This window comes from Streptomyces sp. NBC_00353 (assembly GCF_036108815.1).
Lineage (GTDB): Bacteria > Actinomycetota > Actinomycetes > Streptomycetales > Streptomycetaceae > Streptomyces.
Window position 1 is genome coordinate 5044574 of sequence record NZ_CP107985.1, and the last position, 14205, is coordinate 5058778.

Below are 14205 nucleotides of genomic sequence, written 5' to 3' on the forward strand. Positions count from 1 at the left end.
TTCCCTTTCGCACCTGCGCCGGACAATCCGACCGGACCCACGACTTCAGGAGTGACCATGACCGACTCTGCCACCCAGGGAATCAAGACCGTGCTGCATCCCGTCTCCGACCTGGCGGCGGCCAAGAAGGTGTACGCCGCCCTGCTCGGCGTACCGCCGCAGGCCGACGAGTCCTACTACGTCGGCTTCGAGGCCGCGGGCCAGCACATCGGGCTGGTGCCGGGCGGTGGGTCGCAGGGCATGACCTCACCGGTGGCCTACTGGCACGTGCCGGACATCGAGGCGAAGCTGGCCGAGGTGACGGCCGCGGGTGCCACCGTGAAGGAACCCGCTCACGACGTCGGTGGCGGCCGCCTGGTGGCCACCTTCACCGACCCCGACGGCAACGTCCTCGGGCTGCTTCAGGACCGATGAGCGCCGGCTGAGTGCCGACCACCCGCTCCCGCACCCTGGTCCACCCGCGCGGTGTCCGTGATCGAGGGCGACGCCGAGGTCCTCGGGATCGACGCTGTGAGGCAGGAGCGGGATGGCCGGTTCACCGCGCACACCGGCCTCGACCCGCGTGCGTCGGTCCACCCTGTACCGCTCGTTCCGCATCGCCCCCGCGCGCCGCCGGCTGGTCCGACACCTCGGCGGGCGGGACGCGTCGCCCGGAACCAGAGGTTCCACGGACCGAAGCAAATGAGAGTCGGACGTACTGCTCGAATTTTGGTTGGATCGAGCCAGGCGACACCGACGGAGACCGCGAAAGCGGGCCCGCCCAACAGATGGAGACACCATGAGCCCGGCCAAGAGGAAGAACACGCAGTCGCCTGCGCTGCACGCTGCCGACAGCCACGATCTGCTCCGCGTGCACGGCGCGCGCGTGAACAATCTCAAGGACGTCAGCATCGAGATCCCCAAGCGCCGCCTGACGGTGTTCACCGGCGTCTCCGGCTCGGGCAAGAGCTCGCTGGTGTTCAGCACGATCGCCGCCGAGTCGCAGCGGATGATCAACGAGACCTACAGCGCCTTCGTGCAGGGCTTCATGCCGACGCTGGCGCGGCCGGAGGTCGACGTACTCGAAGGGCTGACGACCGCGATCATCGTCGACCAGCAGCGGATGGGGGCCGACCCCCGCTCCACCGTCGGTACCGCCACCGACGCCAACGCGATGCTGCGCATCCTCTTCAGCCGGCTCGGCAAGCCGCACATCGGCCCGCCCAGCGCGTACTCCTTCAACACCGCCTCGGTCCGGGCGAGCGGTGCGATCACCGTCGAGCGCGGCGCCAAGAAGACGGTGAAGGCGACCTTCAACCGCACCGGCGGCATGTGTACGCGCTGCGAGGGCCGCGGCTCGGTCTCCGACATCGATCTCACCCAGCTCTACGACGACTCCAAGTCGCTCGCCGAGGGTGCGTTCACCATCCCCGGCTGGAAGTCGGACAGCCAGTGGACCGTGGGGCTCTACGCCCAGTCGGGCTTCCTCGACCCGCAGAAGCCGATCCGCAGGTTCACCAAGAAGGAAATGCAGGACTTCCTCTACGGCGAGCCGACCAAGGTAAAGGTCAACGGTGTCAACCTCACCTACGAAGGGCTGATCCCCAAGATCCAGAAGTCGTTCCTGTCCAAGGACAAGGAAGCGATGCAGCCGCACATCCGTGCCTTCGTGGAGCGTGCGGTCACCTTCACGACCTGCCCCGAGTGCGACGGCACCCGGCTCAGCGAGGGGGCCCGGTCGTCGAAGATCAAGCGGATCAGCATCGCCGACGCCTGCGCGATGGAGATCCGCGACCTGGCCGAATGGGTCCGTGACCTGGACGATCCGTCGGTGGCGCCGCTGCTCACCGCGCTGCAGCACACCCTCGACTCGTTCGTGGAGATCGGTCTCGGCTACCTCGCGCTCGACCGGCCGTCGGGCACGCTGTCGGGAGGCGAGGCGCAGCGCGTGAAGATGATCCGCCACCTCGGCTCTTCGCTCACCGACGTCACCTACGTCTTCGACGAGCCCACCATCGGCCTGCACCCCCACGACATCCAGCGCATGAACGGCCTGCTGCTGCGGCTGCGGGACAAGGGCAACACGGTGCTGGTCGTGGAGCACAAGCCCGAGGCCATCGCGATCGCCGACCACGTCGTCGACCTCGGGCCCGGCGCCGGTACGGCGGGCGGCGCCGTCTGCTTCGAGGGCACCATCGAGGGGCTGCGGGCCAGCGGTACCGTCACCGGCCGCCACCTCGACGACCGGGCCGCCCTCAAGGAGACGGTGCGCAAGTCCACCGGCACGCTGGAGATCCGGGACGCCACCCGCCACAACCTGCAGGGCGTCGACGTCGACATCCCGCTCGGGGTGCTGTGCGTCGTCACCGGCGTCGCCGGCTCCGGCAAGAGCTCACTCATCCATGGTTCCGTGCCCGCCTCCGCGAGCGTGGTGTCGGTCGACCAGGCGCCCATCCGCGGCTCGCGACGGAGCAACCCGGCGACGTACACCGGACTGCTCGACCCGATCCGCAAGGCGTTCGCGAAGGCCAACGGCGTGAAGCCGGCCCTGTTCAGCGCCAACTCCGAGGGCGCCTGCCCCAACTGCAACGGCGCCGGCGTCATCTACACCGACCTGGCGATGATGGCCGGGGTGGAGACCACCTGCGAGGACTGCGAGGGGAAGCGGTTCCAGCCATCGGTCCTCGAATACACCCTCGGCGGCCGCGACATCAGCGAGGTGCTCGCGATGTCGGTGACCGAAGCCGAGGAGTTCTTCGGCGCCGGCGAGGCGCACACACCGGCCGCGCACAGAATCCTCGACCGGCTCGCCGACGTCGGGCTCGGCTACCTCAGCCTCGGCCAGCCGCTCACCACGCTGTCCGGCGGCGAACGGCAGCGGCTCAAGCTGGCCACCCACATGGCCGACAAGGGCGGCGTCTACGTCCTCGACGAGCCGACCACCGGCCTCCACCTTGCCGACGTCGAGCAGTTGCTCGGCCTGCTCGACCGGCTCGTCGACTCCGGCAAGTCGGTCATCGTCATCGAGCACCACCAGGCGGTGATGGCGCACGCCGACTGGATCATCGACCTCGGCCCCGGCGCCGGTCACGACGGCGGCAAGATCGTTTTCGAGGGCACACCGGCCGACCTCGTCGCCGACCGCTCCACCCTCACCGGTGAACACCTCGCGGACTACGTCGGCACCTGACCGAGGCCCTCGCGACATCAGGCACCTCGAGGGCGGCGAGATCGGTAGGGAGGACACCGAGGCCCGACAGACTTCGCCCGCGGCGGAGGAGTTCATGACGCTGTCGGGCGGGAAGCGGGGCGCCGCGTTCGCCGCCCCGGGCGCGGACCCGGGGGGCGTGGCGGCCACGACGGCAGCGACGAGCGGGTTCTGCACGGGGGCGCGGGCGGGGGCGCCGGGCTCAGGACGTCTGCCTGCCCGCCCGCCACTCCGGTGCAAGCACCGACCAGATCTCCTCGTCGTGCCGCTTCCCCCGGTACAGGTAGCTCGCCCGCAGCACGCCGTCCTTCGTCATCCCGAGCCGCCGGGCCACGGCGATGCTGGCCTCGTTCGTCGACGAGACCCACCACTCCACACGGTGGATGCCCCGCTCCTCGACGGCCCAATCGATGATCACACGCGCGGCCCGGGTCACCAGCCCCTTGCCCACCGCCGACGGCTCCAGCCAGCAGCCCGCCTCGGCGGTGCCCTGCTCGATGTCCATGGTGCGGAGGAGGACCGCGCCGACCAGCTTGTCGCCCGTCCAGATGCCGTGGAGCCGCCCGGCGTCGGCGGCGGTCTTCTCCGCGTACGCCTGGAGGAACGCCCGGCTCGACTCCAGGTCCGTGACGACATCGGGCAGCGCGTTGTGCTGCCCGATGAACTCCCGCCCCCGGTCGATGTGGGCCAGGAACTCCTCGGCCCGCCACGGCTCCAGCGGGCGCAGCTCGGCGCCGTCGTCACCCAGGGATATCGCGTACATCGTCACCTTCAACAGTCGGAAGCAGCGCACTGCGCAGGGATCTTCCCACGGGCCGCGTGACCGGCGACGCCTCAGTGGTCGAGGACTGTCAGGTCGAGCTGGTGCAGCCGTTCGGGGTCGGACAGTACGTCGATGGCGACGGTCCTGCCGTCCGTGACGGTGAAGGCCATGACGGACAGCGGCCTTCCATGGGCAACGACCACGACTCCGGCAGCCCCATTGATGAGCGCCGGGCGTGCGAACGGCGACAGTTGACCGAAGGTCAGCGCCTGGCCGGCCACGGTCCGTGCGCCGTGGAGCACGGCCGTGTGGCGGGCGCCCGCGACGCCGCCGTCGGACCGCAGCACGACGTCGGGATCGAGTACGGCGACGAGCGCGTCGAAGTCGCCGTCGCGAGCGGCGGCGAAGAACGCGTCGACGGCTTCGCGTTGGCGGATGAGATCGGGGTCGGGAACCGGGGCCCCTCCCTGCACCCGGCGGCGCGCGCGGCTCGCGAGCTGTCTGGTCGCGGCCGGGGTCTTCTCGACCATCGGGGCGATCTCGTCGAAGGGCACGGCAAACATGTCGTGCAGTACGAACGCGAGCCGCTCGGCCGGTGTCAGCGACTCAAGCACCACCAGCATCGCCAGCCCGACCGAGTCGGCCAGCAACGCCTCCTGCTCGGGATCGACCCCGTCCTCGTGGCTGATGACCGGGTCCGGCATACGTATCTCGAGAGGTTCTTCGCGCCGCTGCTCACGCGCGCGCAGCATGTTCAGGCAGATCCGTGCCACCACCGTGGTCAACCATCCGGCGAGGTTCTCGACGCCGCTGGTCCCGGCGCGATCGAGGCGCAGCCAGGTTTCCTGAACGGCGTCATCGGCCTCGCTGAGCGAGCCGAGCATCCGGTAGCCGACCGCCCGCAGACGAGACCGGTGTTCCTCGAAACGCTCCGTCAGCAGTGCGCTGTCGTCCACGTGTCACATTCCTTCGTCGCGGCGGGTCAATGCATTGGACCCACGGAACCTCGACTGATCCAACCGGGAGATCGGCTCCCGTACGAGCGAATTGGAGATGACCGTGACGACCTCACCCATCCTGGTCACCGGTGGCACGGGCACCCTGGGGGGCCACGTCGTACCGCTTCTGCGGCAGGCCGGCCGCGACATACGTGTCCTCAGCCGGCACAGCCGCGAGTCCGCGGGCGGCATCGAGTACGTGACCGCCGACCTGCTCGGGGGCGAGGGCATGGAGCCCGCAATGGATGGGGTCGAGACCGTGCTGCACCTTGCGGGCGGCCCCAAGGGCGATGACGAGGCGACCCGCAATCTGGTGCGGGCCGCGTCGCGGGCCGGGGTGCGGCACCTGGTGTACATCTCGGTGATCGGGGCGGACAAGGTGCCGCTGGGCTGGTTCAGGACCAAGCTCGGCGCGGAGCGCGCCGTGGCCGACTCCGGCCTGGAGTGGACGACGCTGCGTGCCGCCCAGTTCCACGACCTGGCCCTCGATGTGGTGGAGAAGATGGCGAAGCTGCCGGTGGTCCCGTGCCCGGGCGGACTCCGGTTCCAGCCGGTCGACTCGCGCGAGGTGGCGGCCCGGATCGTGGAACTGACCCTCGGCAGGCCCGCCGGCCTGGTACCCGATCTGGCGGGGCCGAAGGTGTACGGGATGGCCGATCTGGCCCGCGGATATCTGCAGGCGCGCGGCAAGCACCGGTTGATGATGCCGGTGCGTATGCCGGGAAAGGCCGGCCGCGCGTACCGGGCCGGCGAGAACCTGTCTCTTGAGGGGGCTGTGGTGGGGCAGCGGACCTGGGAGCAGTTCCTGGCGGAGCGGGTGGGTTAGTACCCCGACGAATCTCCGTCACTGCCGGTCACCGCCCACACCGGTCGGGGCCGACCCGGATGCGAACGGCCGGGTCAGTCCTGACCGGCGGGACGTCGCCGCCTCCTCCACGTCACGTGGATCCCTGGTCACACATTCCAACAGCCTTTATTTCATAGGCAGTTGGAGGTTTATCTACGCGCGGAGCCATGCCTACCGAACGATCATTCGGGCATATCCGGCGAGTTCTTGCGCGGCTATTACCGGCCGGTACCCACAGCTGCTAGAAACGTGCTCGCTCACTCAACCCCCCACTCACCCCCCACACTTCGGAGGGCTGACAGTGATGTCAGTACGGAGATTCTGGGCGTCCGCATCCACTCTGGTCCTCGCAGCCTCGGCCGCACTGGGCGTTGCCCAGCCGGCCTCGGCAACCTCCGCGGCCGCCGCCGGCGGGTACGTCGCTCTCGGCGACTCCTACTCGTCCGGCGTCGGCTCGGGAAGCTACATCTCCGACAGCGGCGACTGCCATCGGAGCACCAAGGCCTACCCCTACCTCTGGGCCACCCAGAACTCACCGTCCTCGTTCGCCTTCGTGGCCTGTTCGGGGGCCACGACGGGTTCGGTGGCGAGCAGCCAGCTGGGCGCCCTGAGTTCGTCCACCACCCTGGTCAGTGTCACGGCGGGCGGCAACGACGTCGGCTTCGCCGATGTCATGGAGGACTGCGTTCTGTACAGCGAGGCCACCTGCCTCAGCAGCGTGAACGCGGCCGTCTCGCAGATGCAGAACGCACTGCCGTCCGGCCTCGGTTCGCTCTACGGCTCCATCCGCTCACGCGCCTCGCAGGCCCATGTGGTGGTGCTGGGATACCCGCGCTTCTACCGGCTGAGCGGGGACTGCATCGCCGGTCTCTCCGAGACCGAGCGCTCCGCCATCAACAACGCGTCCGACGTACTGAACAGCGTCATCGCCCAGCAGGCAGCCAATGCCGGGTTCACATTCTCCAGCGTGGTCGACGAGTTCACGGGACACGAGTTGTGCTCCGGCAGTCCGTGGCTCAACAGCGTGACCGTCCCCGTCTACGAGTCGTACCACCCCAAGTCCGCAGGGCAGTCGGGCGGTTATCTGCCCGCCTTCCGCTCAGCCGCGTAATTCGCTCGTACCCGGCCCTGTGCGAGATGGCGGTCCACCGGCACGGCTCCGGTGGACCGCCACCTCTCTGTCCCGTTCCGTTCCGTCCGATACGTGTCAGGCGCGGCCCGCGGCGCCCGGCCGGGGCAGTGCGAGGGCGGCCGCCGCGGCCAGTACGGCGATGGCGGCCGCTGCCCACCAGCCGTGCCGGAACGCATCGAGCGCCCCGGCCGGGCCGTCCGGGGTGGCGAGCAGCGTGACCATCAGGGCCACGCCGAGGACCGAACCGGTCTGGCGGGCCATCGTGGTGACGGCCGATCCGGTCGCGAACCGGGTGGGCGGCAGGGCCGCCGCGGCCGCACCGACCAGAGTGGGCAGGGCGAAGCCGACGCCGATACCGGTGATCAGCATGCCGGGCAGGAGTCCGGCCGCGTAGTGCGGGGCCGTATCGAGCGCGACGGCCCACCAGCCGAGGCCCACGGCGAACAGCAGGCAGCCGAGCGCCGCCGTGCGGCCCGCGCCGAGGCGGCGGACCATGGGGCCCGACGTGACGGCGAGCACCGGTACGACCAGGGGCCCGGGAGCGATGGCCAGTCCGGTACGGATCGCCGAATAGCCCCATACCTGCTGGCACCAGAGCACCGAGGTCAGCAGCATCGCCGCGAACGCGACGGAGAAGAGCAGCGCAGCGAGGGTCGCCGCCGCGAAGGCCGGGGTGCGCAGCATCGGCAGTTCGACGATCGGTGCGCTGTGCCGGGCCGAGCGCAGCCAGAACGCCCCCGGCGAGGACGACCGTCGCGACGAGCGAGCCGATCACCTCCGGCGAACCCCAGCCCCACGCATCCGACTTGACCAGGCCGAGCGCGAGTGCGCCGATGGCGAGCGTGAGCAGCGCGGCACCGGCCAGGTCCGGCAGCCGTCCGTCGCGGTCCGGGCGCACATCGGGCAGCAGCCGGGCCCCGGCCACCAGGCCGACCGCACCGACCGGCACGTTGACGAGGAACACCCAGCGCCAGTCGGCCTCCACGAGCAGCCCGCCGATCACGGGACCCAGACCGGCGGCGATGCCCCCGATCGCCGCCCAGCTGCGAATGGCCTGCGGCCGGCGCTCCGGCGCGGTGTTGACCAGCAGCAGCGCCAGCGAGGTGGGCATCAGGGCGGCGGCTCCGGCCGCCTGCAGGGCACGGGCGGCGACCAGCCAGCCGACCCCGGGGGCGACGGCGCACAGCGCGGAGGCCACGGTGAAGGCCGCCAGGCCGAGGAGGAAGCCGCGCCGGTGCCCGTACCGGTCCGCGAGCCGGCCTGCGACGACGAGCAGCGCGGCGAAGACGATCGCGTACGCGTTGAGCACCCAGGACAGCGAGGCGAGCGAGCTGCCGTCGAAGGAGTCACCGAGGGCGGGGACGGCCACGTTGACGATGAACAGGTCGAGGTTCACGACGAAGACCCCGGCCGAAACGATCCAGGCCGTCGCGCGGGATCCAGTGGATGGACTCTTCGCGGACCCGTTCGCCGAGCCCTTCGCGGGCCTGGTCGCCCCGGGCGGCCCGGACTCCGCGGGCGGGGCGGACGATCCGGGGTCGGCCGCACCTGCGAGTGAGTTTGATTTTCCAACTGTCATGACGGCAAGGTAGCGCCAGTAAGTTTGAGATGGCAACCTTGTAGGGGTGAGTGCAATGAATGGTTCCGGCAGCCGTATCGACATCGGCGCACTGCCCGGCCGCCCGTGTTCCGCCGCCGCCGCGCTGCAGGTGGTGGGCGAGAAGTGGGCGCTGCTCGCGGTGCGCGAGATCTTCTTCGGCAATCACCGGTTCGAGGCGATCGCCCGGAACACCGGTGCACCCCGGGACCGGCTCGCGGCCCGGCTGCGGTCACTGGAGCACGCCGGGGTGGTCGAGCGGCGCCCGTACAGCGAACGGCCGCCACGCCACGAGTACCACCTGACCGAGGCGGGCCGGGACCTCGCTCCGGTGATCCGCGCCCTGCTGAACTGGGGTGACCGCTGGGTGCACGAGGAGCCGCCGGTCGTCATGGTCCATGAACCGGTGGCCACCACGGACGCGGAGAACCCTGGCGAGGGCGAGGACGAGGGCGCACACGGGCACGACCTGGACACCGCGTGGATCTGCCGCACCTGTGGCGAGGAGGTCGTGATGAACACCCTCACCGTCGACGTCCGCTCCCCCGGCTGGGACCGGGCCGGCCCCACACCCGCACCTGCGACACCCTGACAGCCCATCAGCCGTACGTCATACGCGCCCCCGGTCCGCGGCCGGCCAGGGAGTTGTCCACAGGCTGCGGACGATACGAGCCGAGTGTCCGGCCCCCGGCGCAGAATGGGGGGCATGACTGAGATCACTGGCTCGACGACCGATTCCGTTCCGGCGCTGACGACCGACCCCGTTCCGGAGTGGGAGCAGCGCTTCCGGGCGCCCCGGGTGTCGTTGCCCGACTGGGCGGAGGACGCGCCGGACCGTGCGCTGTTCGTCTCCAACGCGACGGGGACGTACGAGCTGTACGCGTGGGACCGGTCGACCGGGGAGCAGCGACAGGTCACCGACCGGCCGAACGGGACGACGGACGGGATACTGACGCCGGACGGCGAGACGATCTGGTGGTTCAACGACACCGACGGCGACGAGTTCGGGGTGTGGATGCGTCAGCCGTTCCACGGCGGCAATGGGAGCGGACGGGCGGCGGACGAGCCCGCGGCCCCGGGGCTCGAGCCCTCGTACCCGGCCGGGCTCGCGATCGGGCGGGACGGGACGGCGGTGGTCGGCCGGTCGACCGATGAGGACGGGACGACGATCCATGTCGTACGGCCCGGGGCTCCACCCGTCGAGATCTACCGGCACCGCGAGTCGGCGGGCGTCGGGGACCTGTCGCACGACGGGACGCTGATCGCCCTGGAGCACACCGAGCACGGCGACGCGATGCATTCGGCGCTGCGCGTGGTGCGGCAGGACGGGACAACGGTCGCCGAGCTCGACGACACCAAGGGCGGTACGCAGGAGCTGGGCCTGTCGGTGCTGGGCTTCGCGCCGGTGGCCGGGGACACCCGGCTGCTGGTCGGACATCAGCGGCGGGGCCGCTGGGAGCCGATGATCTGGGACCCGGTGGCGGGGACGGAGACGGATCTTGCGATCGATCTGCCCGGTGACGTGGGCGCCGAGTGGTATCCGGACGGCTCCGCGCTGTTGATCGTGCACGGCTTCGAGGCCCGCAGCGACCTGTGGCGGTACGAGCCGGCGACCGACAGCGCTCCGGTACGGGTGGAGACCCCTGCCGGATCGGTGTCGGGTGCCACGGCCCGGCCGGACGGCACCGTGGAGTACCTGTGGTCGTCCGCCGCCCAGCCCCCCGCCGTGCGGTCCACGACGGGTGCGGTGGTGCTCGATCCGCCGGGTGCGAAGGCTCCGGCGTCCGTGCCGGTGGAGGACGTGTGGGTGGACGGGCCCGGCGGCCGGATCCACGCGCTCGTGCAGCGGCCCGCTGCCCCGGCCGAGGGCCCGTTTCCGACCGTCTTCGAGATCCACGGCGGCCCGACCTGGCACGACAGCGACGCCTTCGCGTCCGGGCCCGCCGCCTGGGTGGACCACGGCTACGCGGTCGTCCGCGTCAACTACCGCGGCTCGACGGGGTACGGGCGGGCCTGGACGGACGCGCTCAAGCACCGGGTCGGCCTGATCGAGCTCGAGGACATCGCGGCGGTCCGGGAGTGGGCGGTGAAGTCCGGGCTGGCGGACCCCGCGAAGCTGGTCCTGGCCGGGGGCTCGTGGGGCGGCTATCTGACGCTGCTCGGCCTCGGTACGCAGCCGGAGGACTGGGCGCTGGGCCTGGCCGCGGTCCCGGTCGCGGACTACGTCACGGCGTACCACGACGAGATGGAGGCCCTGAAGGCGATGGACCGCACGCTGCTGGGCGGTACGCCGGAGGAGGTGCCGGAGCGGTTCGAGGCCTCGTCCCCGCTCACGTACGTCGACGCCGTGCGGGCGCCGGTCTACATCTCGGCGGGGGTCAACGACCCGCGCTGCCCGATCCGCCAGGTCGAGAACTATGTGGACCGGCTGAAGGCCCGGCAGGCGGTGCACGAGGTGTACCGGTACGACGCGGGGCACGGCTCGCTCGTCGTCGAGGAGCGCATCAAGCAGGTACGGCTGGAGCTGGACTTCGCCCGGCGCCACCTCGGGTAGCGGGACCCCCGGCCACCGGGGGTGGTGCCGTCGGCGGCACCCCGCTCCGGGGTTCCGGAGCGGGGACCGTACCGTGGAGGGGTGTACCGGTTCCTGCTGACCCCGCGATGGTGGGGGATCAACCTCTTCGCCGTACTGGCCATCCCGCTCTGCGTCTTCATGGGCACCTGGCAGCTCGGCCGCTTCGAGGACCGCGTGCAGTCGCACGAGCAGGCCACGAAGCAGCCGGCCCCGGGGGCGAGAGCCGCAAAGCCTCTCGATGATCTGCTGCCGGTCGACACGGTGACGTCCGGCCGCCCGGCCACCGCCACCGGCCGGTACGCCGACCAGTTCCTGGTGCCCGGCCGGGAGTTGGACGACAGGAGCGGCTTCTACGTCCTGAACATGCTGCGCACCGACGGCGGCAAGGCCCTGCCGGTGGTACGCGGCTGGCTGCCCGGCAAGCCCGGGCACACCCCGGTGCCCGCCGCGCCGACCGGCGAGGTCACCGTGACCGGCGACCTCCAGGCGTCCGAGAACACGGGCACCGACGGCGTCGACACGGCGGGAGGCCTCCCCGACGGACAGCTCGGCATTATCAGCGCCGCGTCCCTCGTCAACCTCGTGCCGTACGACGTGTACGACGCATGGGTGACGCTCCAGGACACCGAGAGCAGCGGCGGCGGCGCCGGGGGCAGCGCGCTGCGCCCCGTACCGGCCGTGGCACCGCAGGGCAGCGGTCTCGACCTGAAGGCGTTCCAGAACCTCGGCTACACCGGCGAGTGGTTCGTCTTCGCCGCCTTCGTGCTCTTCATGTGGTTCCGGCTGGTCCGCCGCGAGGCGGAGGCCGCGCGGGACGTGAAGCTGGGCCTCGTGCCCGACACGGACGCGGACGCGGACACGCACGCGGGTACGCGCACGGCCTGAGCCGTCCCGGCGTACGCACGCACGTGAGGGGGCCCGCCGGTTCGACCGGCGGGCCCCCTCACGTATGCGTCATGGTGCTAGGCCGTCGGTGCGAGCACGCCCGTCCGGTAGATCGTGCCCGCGCAGGCGTTGGGGATCTCCGTCTCCGCGACCGGCGCCCCGGGCTCCGGGGTGTGCGTCACAGCGACGCTGCCGTCGAGCGTCGTGCCGCCGTCCTCGCTGCCGAGCTGCACCTCCGTCTGCGACGTGCTGCCGTCACTGGTGCCGTCGGAGGTACCCGCCGCACCGTCGGTCGGGGTCGGGGTCGGCGACCCGCCGGAGGTCGGACAGGTGTCCTTCGGGACCCAGGCGAACTGCACCTCGTACGCCATGGCCGGCTTCAGCAGCACTGTGCCCGCCTCCTGCGACGGGTCGGGCAGTCCGGCCGCCGCGTCGCCCGCGGTGTGCTGCACGACGTCGATCTTGGCCGGGTCGGCCGCGCCCATCGCCTGGAAGCCCACGGTGCCACTGGTGGTCACCGAGCACTCCTTGCCGGAGATGTTCGAGATGCGGAAGCTGCCGTACACCGTGCCGTCGGCACCGGCCGCGCCCGTCTCGGCCGAGGCGACGCCGAGCTGGCTCGGATCGCAGACCGGCATCGAGGCCGCCGCGCTGTCGGCGGGGCCCGCACCACCGGTGGTCGCGTCGCCGGCTGCGCCCTGGCCACCGGTGCCCGAGTGGCCGCCGGCGCCGTTCGGGTGGCCGTTGCCGCCGGTGCCCTGTCCGCCGGCGGTGCCGCCACCGGCCTTCTCGCCGGCTGCCGAGCCGGTGTCGGAGCCGCTGCCGCCCTGAGCCTGCTCGCCGTGCGCGGCGATGGCCGGGCTGGCGGTGCTCGAGCCCTCGGAGTTGGCGACGTGTACGAACGCGGGGATCGCGGTGCCGATGAGCAGCGCCGCCGCCGCCATTCCGACGACGGCCTGCCGCTTCTTGGCGCGCCGCGCGGGGACGGCGCGCTTCAGATGGTCGAGGGTGCCGTCACCGGGTTCGAGGCCCTCGACAGCGCCCCGCAGCAGACGGCGCAGGGCGACCTCGTCCAGGTCCGAACCGGAGTCGTCGAAGTCGCCGGAACCACCGGAGCCGCCGGAACCACCGGAGCCGCCACCGGCACCCCGGCCCGATCCTGCACCCTGGCCCACGCCCGATACCGCGCCGAAGAGGGCCGTCAGGCCGGCGAGCCGTTCCGTTTCGGCGCGGTCGTCTCCCCCGTCCTCCGTCTCCGGCACTCCCTCGACGGACACGGCGTCCGTATCCGGGTGCCCGTCCGAGTTCACGTTCGGCGCGTTCTCCGGCCCGTGGTTCACAATTCCGTTTCCAGTCCGGTCGATCTCACGCTCGTGCGTACGTTCCTGCGCGGGGTCCTTGTGCTCGCGCCGACTCATGCCTGAGCCTCCATCACGGCGCGCAGCGCCGCGATGCCGCGGGAGCCGTACGCCTTGACCGAACCCAGTGAAATCCCCAGTGTCTCGGCCACCTGGGCCTCGGTCATGTCCGCGAAATACCGCAGCACCAGCACCTCCCGCTGGCGCCGTTGCAGCCCCCGCATCGCTTTGATCAGCGCGTCCCGCTCCAGCTGGTCGTACGCACCCTCCTCGGCGCTCGCCATGTCGGGCATCGGCTTGGAGAGCAGCTTCAGCCCGAGGATGCGGCGGCGCAGCGCGGAGCGCGACAGGTTGACGACCGTCTGGCGCAGGTACGCGAGTGTCTTCTCCGGCTCACGTACCCGGTTCCGCGCCGAGTGCACGCGGATGAACGCCTCCTGCACCACGTCCTCACACGACGCGGTGTCGTCCAGCAGCAGGGCCGCGAGGCCGAGCAGCGAACGGTAGTGGGCGCGGTAGGTCTCGGTGAGATGGTCGACCGTAGTACCGGCTGCCACTGTCTCCTCAGCACCCCCGCGCTGCGACGGCAGCTGGGCCGGGCGCGCAGCGGGCATGGGCGCAATCACCGGCATACCGCCGGGTGCGCGGGGCCGCCGGAGCGGACGCACGGTAGCGCCTCGCAACGGGCCCACCACTGTGATTTCGAGAACCTCTGCCACGCCAGTTGGACACGCGTCCCCCCGTCAGGGTTGTACGCGTGCGGCACCGCGTTTGACGCTGTGCGACATGCCCTCATACGTACCTGCTCTTCCACAAATGCCCCGTTTTCGCGCCCCACCATCCGCGAAGTGACGGCATAGACG

12 protein-coding genes and 1 pseudogene are annotated in these 14205 nt (G+C 71.1%); 7 read left to right on the forward strand and 6 right to left on the reverse strand.

Annotated features, from left to right (window positions below):
- Positions 1 to 57 precede the first annotated feature (57 nt).
- Both OHA88_RS22780 and OHA88_RS22785 read left to right on the forward strand, forming a co-directional pair.
- The gene (locus tag OHA88_RS22780) at positions 58 to 414 is read left to right on the forward strand and encodes a VOC family protein (protein ID WP_328626858.1); all 357 of its coding nucleotides are present in this window, start codon (positions 58 to 60) and stop codon (positions 412 to 414) included.
- A gap of 364 nt (positions 415 to 778) precedes the next feature.
- The gene (locus OHA88_RS22785) at positions 779 to 3169 is read left to right on the forward strand and encodes an excinuclease ABC subunit UvrA (RefSeq protein WP_328626859.1); all 2391 of its coding nucleotides are present in this window, start codon (positions 779 to 781) and stop codon (positions 3167 to 3169) included.
- A gap of 220 nt (positions 3170 to 3389) precedes the next feature.
- Here the strand turns inward: OHA88_RS22785 and OHA88_RS22790 are convergent, their stop codons facing one another.
- Together OHA88_RS22790 and OHA88_RS22795 are read right to left on the reverse strand one after the other, a co-directional pair.
- Positions 3390 to 3950, reverse strand: a complete 561-nt coding sequence (locus OHA88_RS22790; protein WP_328626860.1) for a GNAT family N-acetyltransferase — start codon at positions 3948 to 3950, stop codon at positions 3390 to 3392.
- A 71-nt stretch (positions 3951 to 4021) separates the two neighbouring features.
- The gene (locus OHA88_RS22795; RefSeq protein ID WP_328626861.1) at positions 4022 to 4906 is read right to left on the reverse strand and encodes a sigma-70 family RNA polymerase sigma factor; all 885 of its coding nucleotides are present in this window, start codon (positions 4904 to 4906) and stop codon (positions 4022 to 4024) included.
- A 97-nt stretch (positions 4907 to 5003) separates the two neighbouring features.
- On the opposite strand from OHA88_RS22795, the gene OHA88_RS22800 reads away from it, so the two are divergent.
- On the forward strand, positions 5004 to 5774 hold the full coding sequence (locus OHA88_RS22800; protein WP_328626862.1) for an SDR family oxidoreductase: 771 nt from the start codon (positions 5004 to 5006) through the stop codon (positions 5772 to 5774).
- Between the two features lie 325 nt (positions 5775 to 6099).
- Entirely contained in the window at positions 6100 to 6906 is an 807-nt protein-coding gene (locus OHA88_RS22805; RefSeq protein ID WP_328626863.1) for an SGNH/GDSL hydrolase family protein, read from the forward strand.
- A 96-nt stretch (positions 6907 to 7002) separates the two neighbouring features.
- Here the strand turns inward: OHA88_RS22805 and OHA88_RS22810 are convergent, their stop codons facing one another.
- Entirely contained in the window at positions 7003 to 7611 is a 609-nt protein-coding gene (locus OHA88_RS22810; protein WP_328626864.1) for an MFS transporter, read from the reverse strand.
- 103 nt (positions 7612 to 7714) lie between these two features.
- Positions 7715 to 8590 (reverse strand): annotated as a pseudogene (locus tag OHA88_RS44655) (MFS transporter); the annotation flags it as partial.
- Here OHA88_RS44655 and OHA88_RS22820 point away from each other — a divergent pair.
- From OHA88_RS22820 to OHA88_RS22830, 3 genes are all read left to right on the forward strand, one after another.
- The gene (locus tag OHA88_RS22820) at positions 8562 to 9116 is read left to right on the forward strand and encodes a winged helix-turn-helix transcriptional regulator (RefSeq protein ID WP_328629769.1); all 555 of its coding nucleotides are present in this window, start codon (positions 8562 to 8564) and stop codon (positions 9114 to 9116) included. The pseudogene OHA88_RS44655 and the gene OHA88_RS22820 sit on opposite strands and share 29 nt — an antisense overlap.
- 114 nt (positions 9117 to 9230) lie before the next feature.
- The gene (locus tag OHA88_RS22825) at positions 9231 to 11078 is read left to right on the forward strand and encodes a S9 family peptidase (protein WP_328626866.1); all 1848 of its coding nucleotides are present in this window, start codon (positions 9231 to 9233) and stop codon (positions 11076 to 11078) included.
- 81 nt (positions 11079 to 11159) lie between these two features.
- Entirely contained in the window at positions 11160 to 11984 is an 825-nt protein-coding gene (locus OHA88_RS22830; protein WP_328626867.1) for an SURF1 family protein, read from the forward strand.
- A gap of 77 nt (positions 11985 to 12061) precedes the next feature.
- Here the strand turns inward: OHA88_RS22830 and OHA88_RS22835 are convergent, their stop codons facing one another.
- Positions 12062 to 13402 (reverse strand): hypothetical protein, encoded by a 1341-nt coding sequence (locus OHA88_RS22835; protein WP_328626868.1) that lies wholly within the window; start codon positions 13400 to 13402, stop codon positions 12062 to 12064.
- Positions 13399 to 13974, reverse strand: coding sequence for a SigE family RNA polymerase sigma factor (locus tag OHA88_RS22840; RefSeq protein ID WP_267008025.1), 576 nt, complete (start codon positions 13972 to 13974; stop codon positions 13399 to 13401). Before OHA88_RS22840 ends, OHA88_RS22835 begins: the two co-directional genes overlap by 4 nt.
- Positions 13975 to 14205 lie beyond the last annotated feature (231 nt).

Coding starts and splice junctions, on each gene's coding strand:
- OHA88_RS22780 (WP_328626858.1), top strand. CDS start 58: ATGACCGACTCTGCCACCCAGGGAATCAAGACCGTGCTGCATCCCGTC.
- OHA88_RS22785 (WP_328626859.1), top strand. CDS start 779: ATGAGCCCGGCCAAGAGGAAGAACACGCAGTCGCCTGCGCTGCACGCT.
- OHA88_RS22790 (WP_328626860.1), bottom strand. CDS start 3,950: ATGTACGCGATATCCCTGGGTGACGACGGCGCCGAGCTGCGCCCGCTG.
- OHA88_RS22800 (WP_328626862.1), top strand. CDS start 5,004: ATGACCGTGACGACCTCACCCATCCTGGTCACCGGTGGCACGGGCACC.
- OHA88_RS22805 (WP_328626863.1), top strand. CDS start 6,100: ATGTCAGTACGGAGATTCTGGGCGTCCGCATCCACTCTGGTCCTCGCA.
- OHA88_RS22810 (WP_328626864.1), bottom strand. CDS start 7,611: ATGCTGCGCACCCCGGCCTTCGCGGCGGCGACCCTCGCTGCGCTGCTC.
- OHA88_RS22820 (WP_328629769.1), top strand. CDS start 8,562: ATGAATGGTTCCGGCAGCCGTATCGACATCGGCGCACTGCCCGGCCGC.
- OHA88_RS22825 (WP_328626866.1), top strand. CDS start 9,231: ATGACTGAGATCACTGGCTCGACGACCGATTCCGTTCCGGCGCTGACG.
- OHA88_RS22835 (WP_328626868.1), bottom strand. CDS start 13,402: ATGAGTCGGCGCGAGCACAAGGACCCCGCGCAGGAACGTACGCACGAG.
- OHA88_RS22840 (WP_267008025.1), bottom strand. CDS start 13,974: ATGCCGGTGATTGCGCCCATGCCCGCTGCGCGCCCGGCCCAGCTGCCG.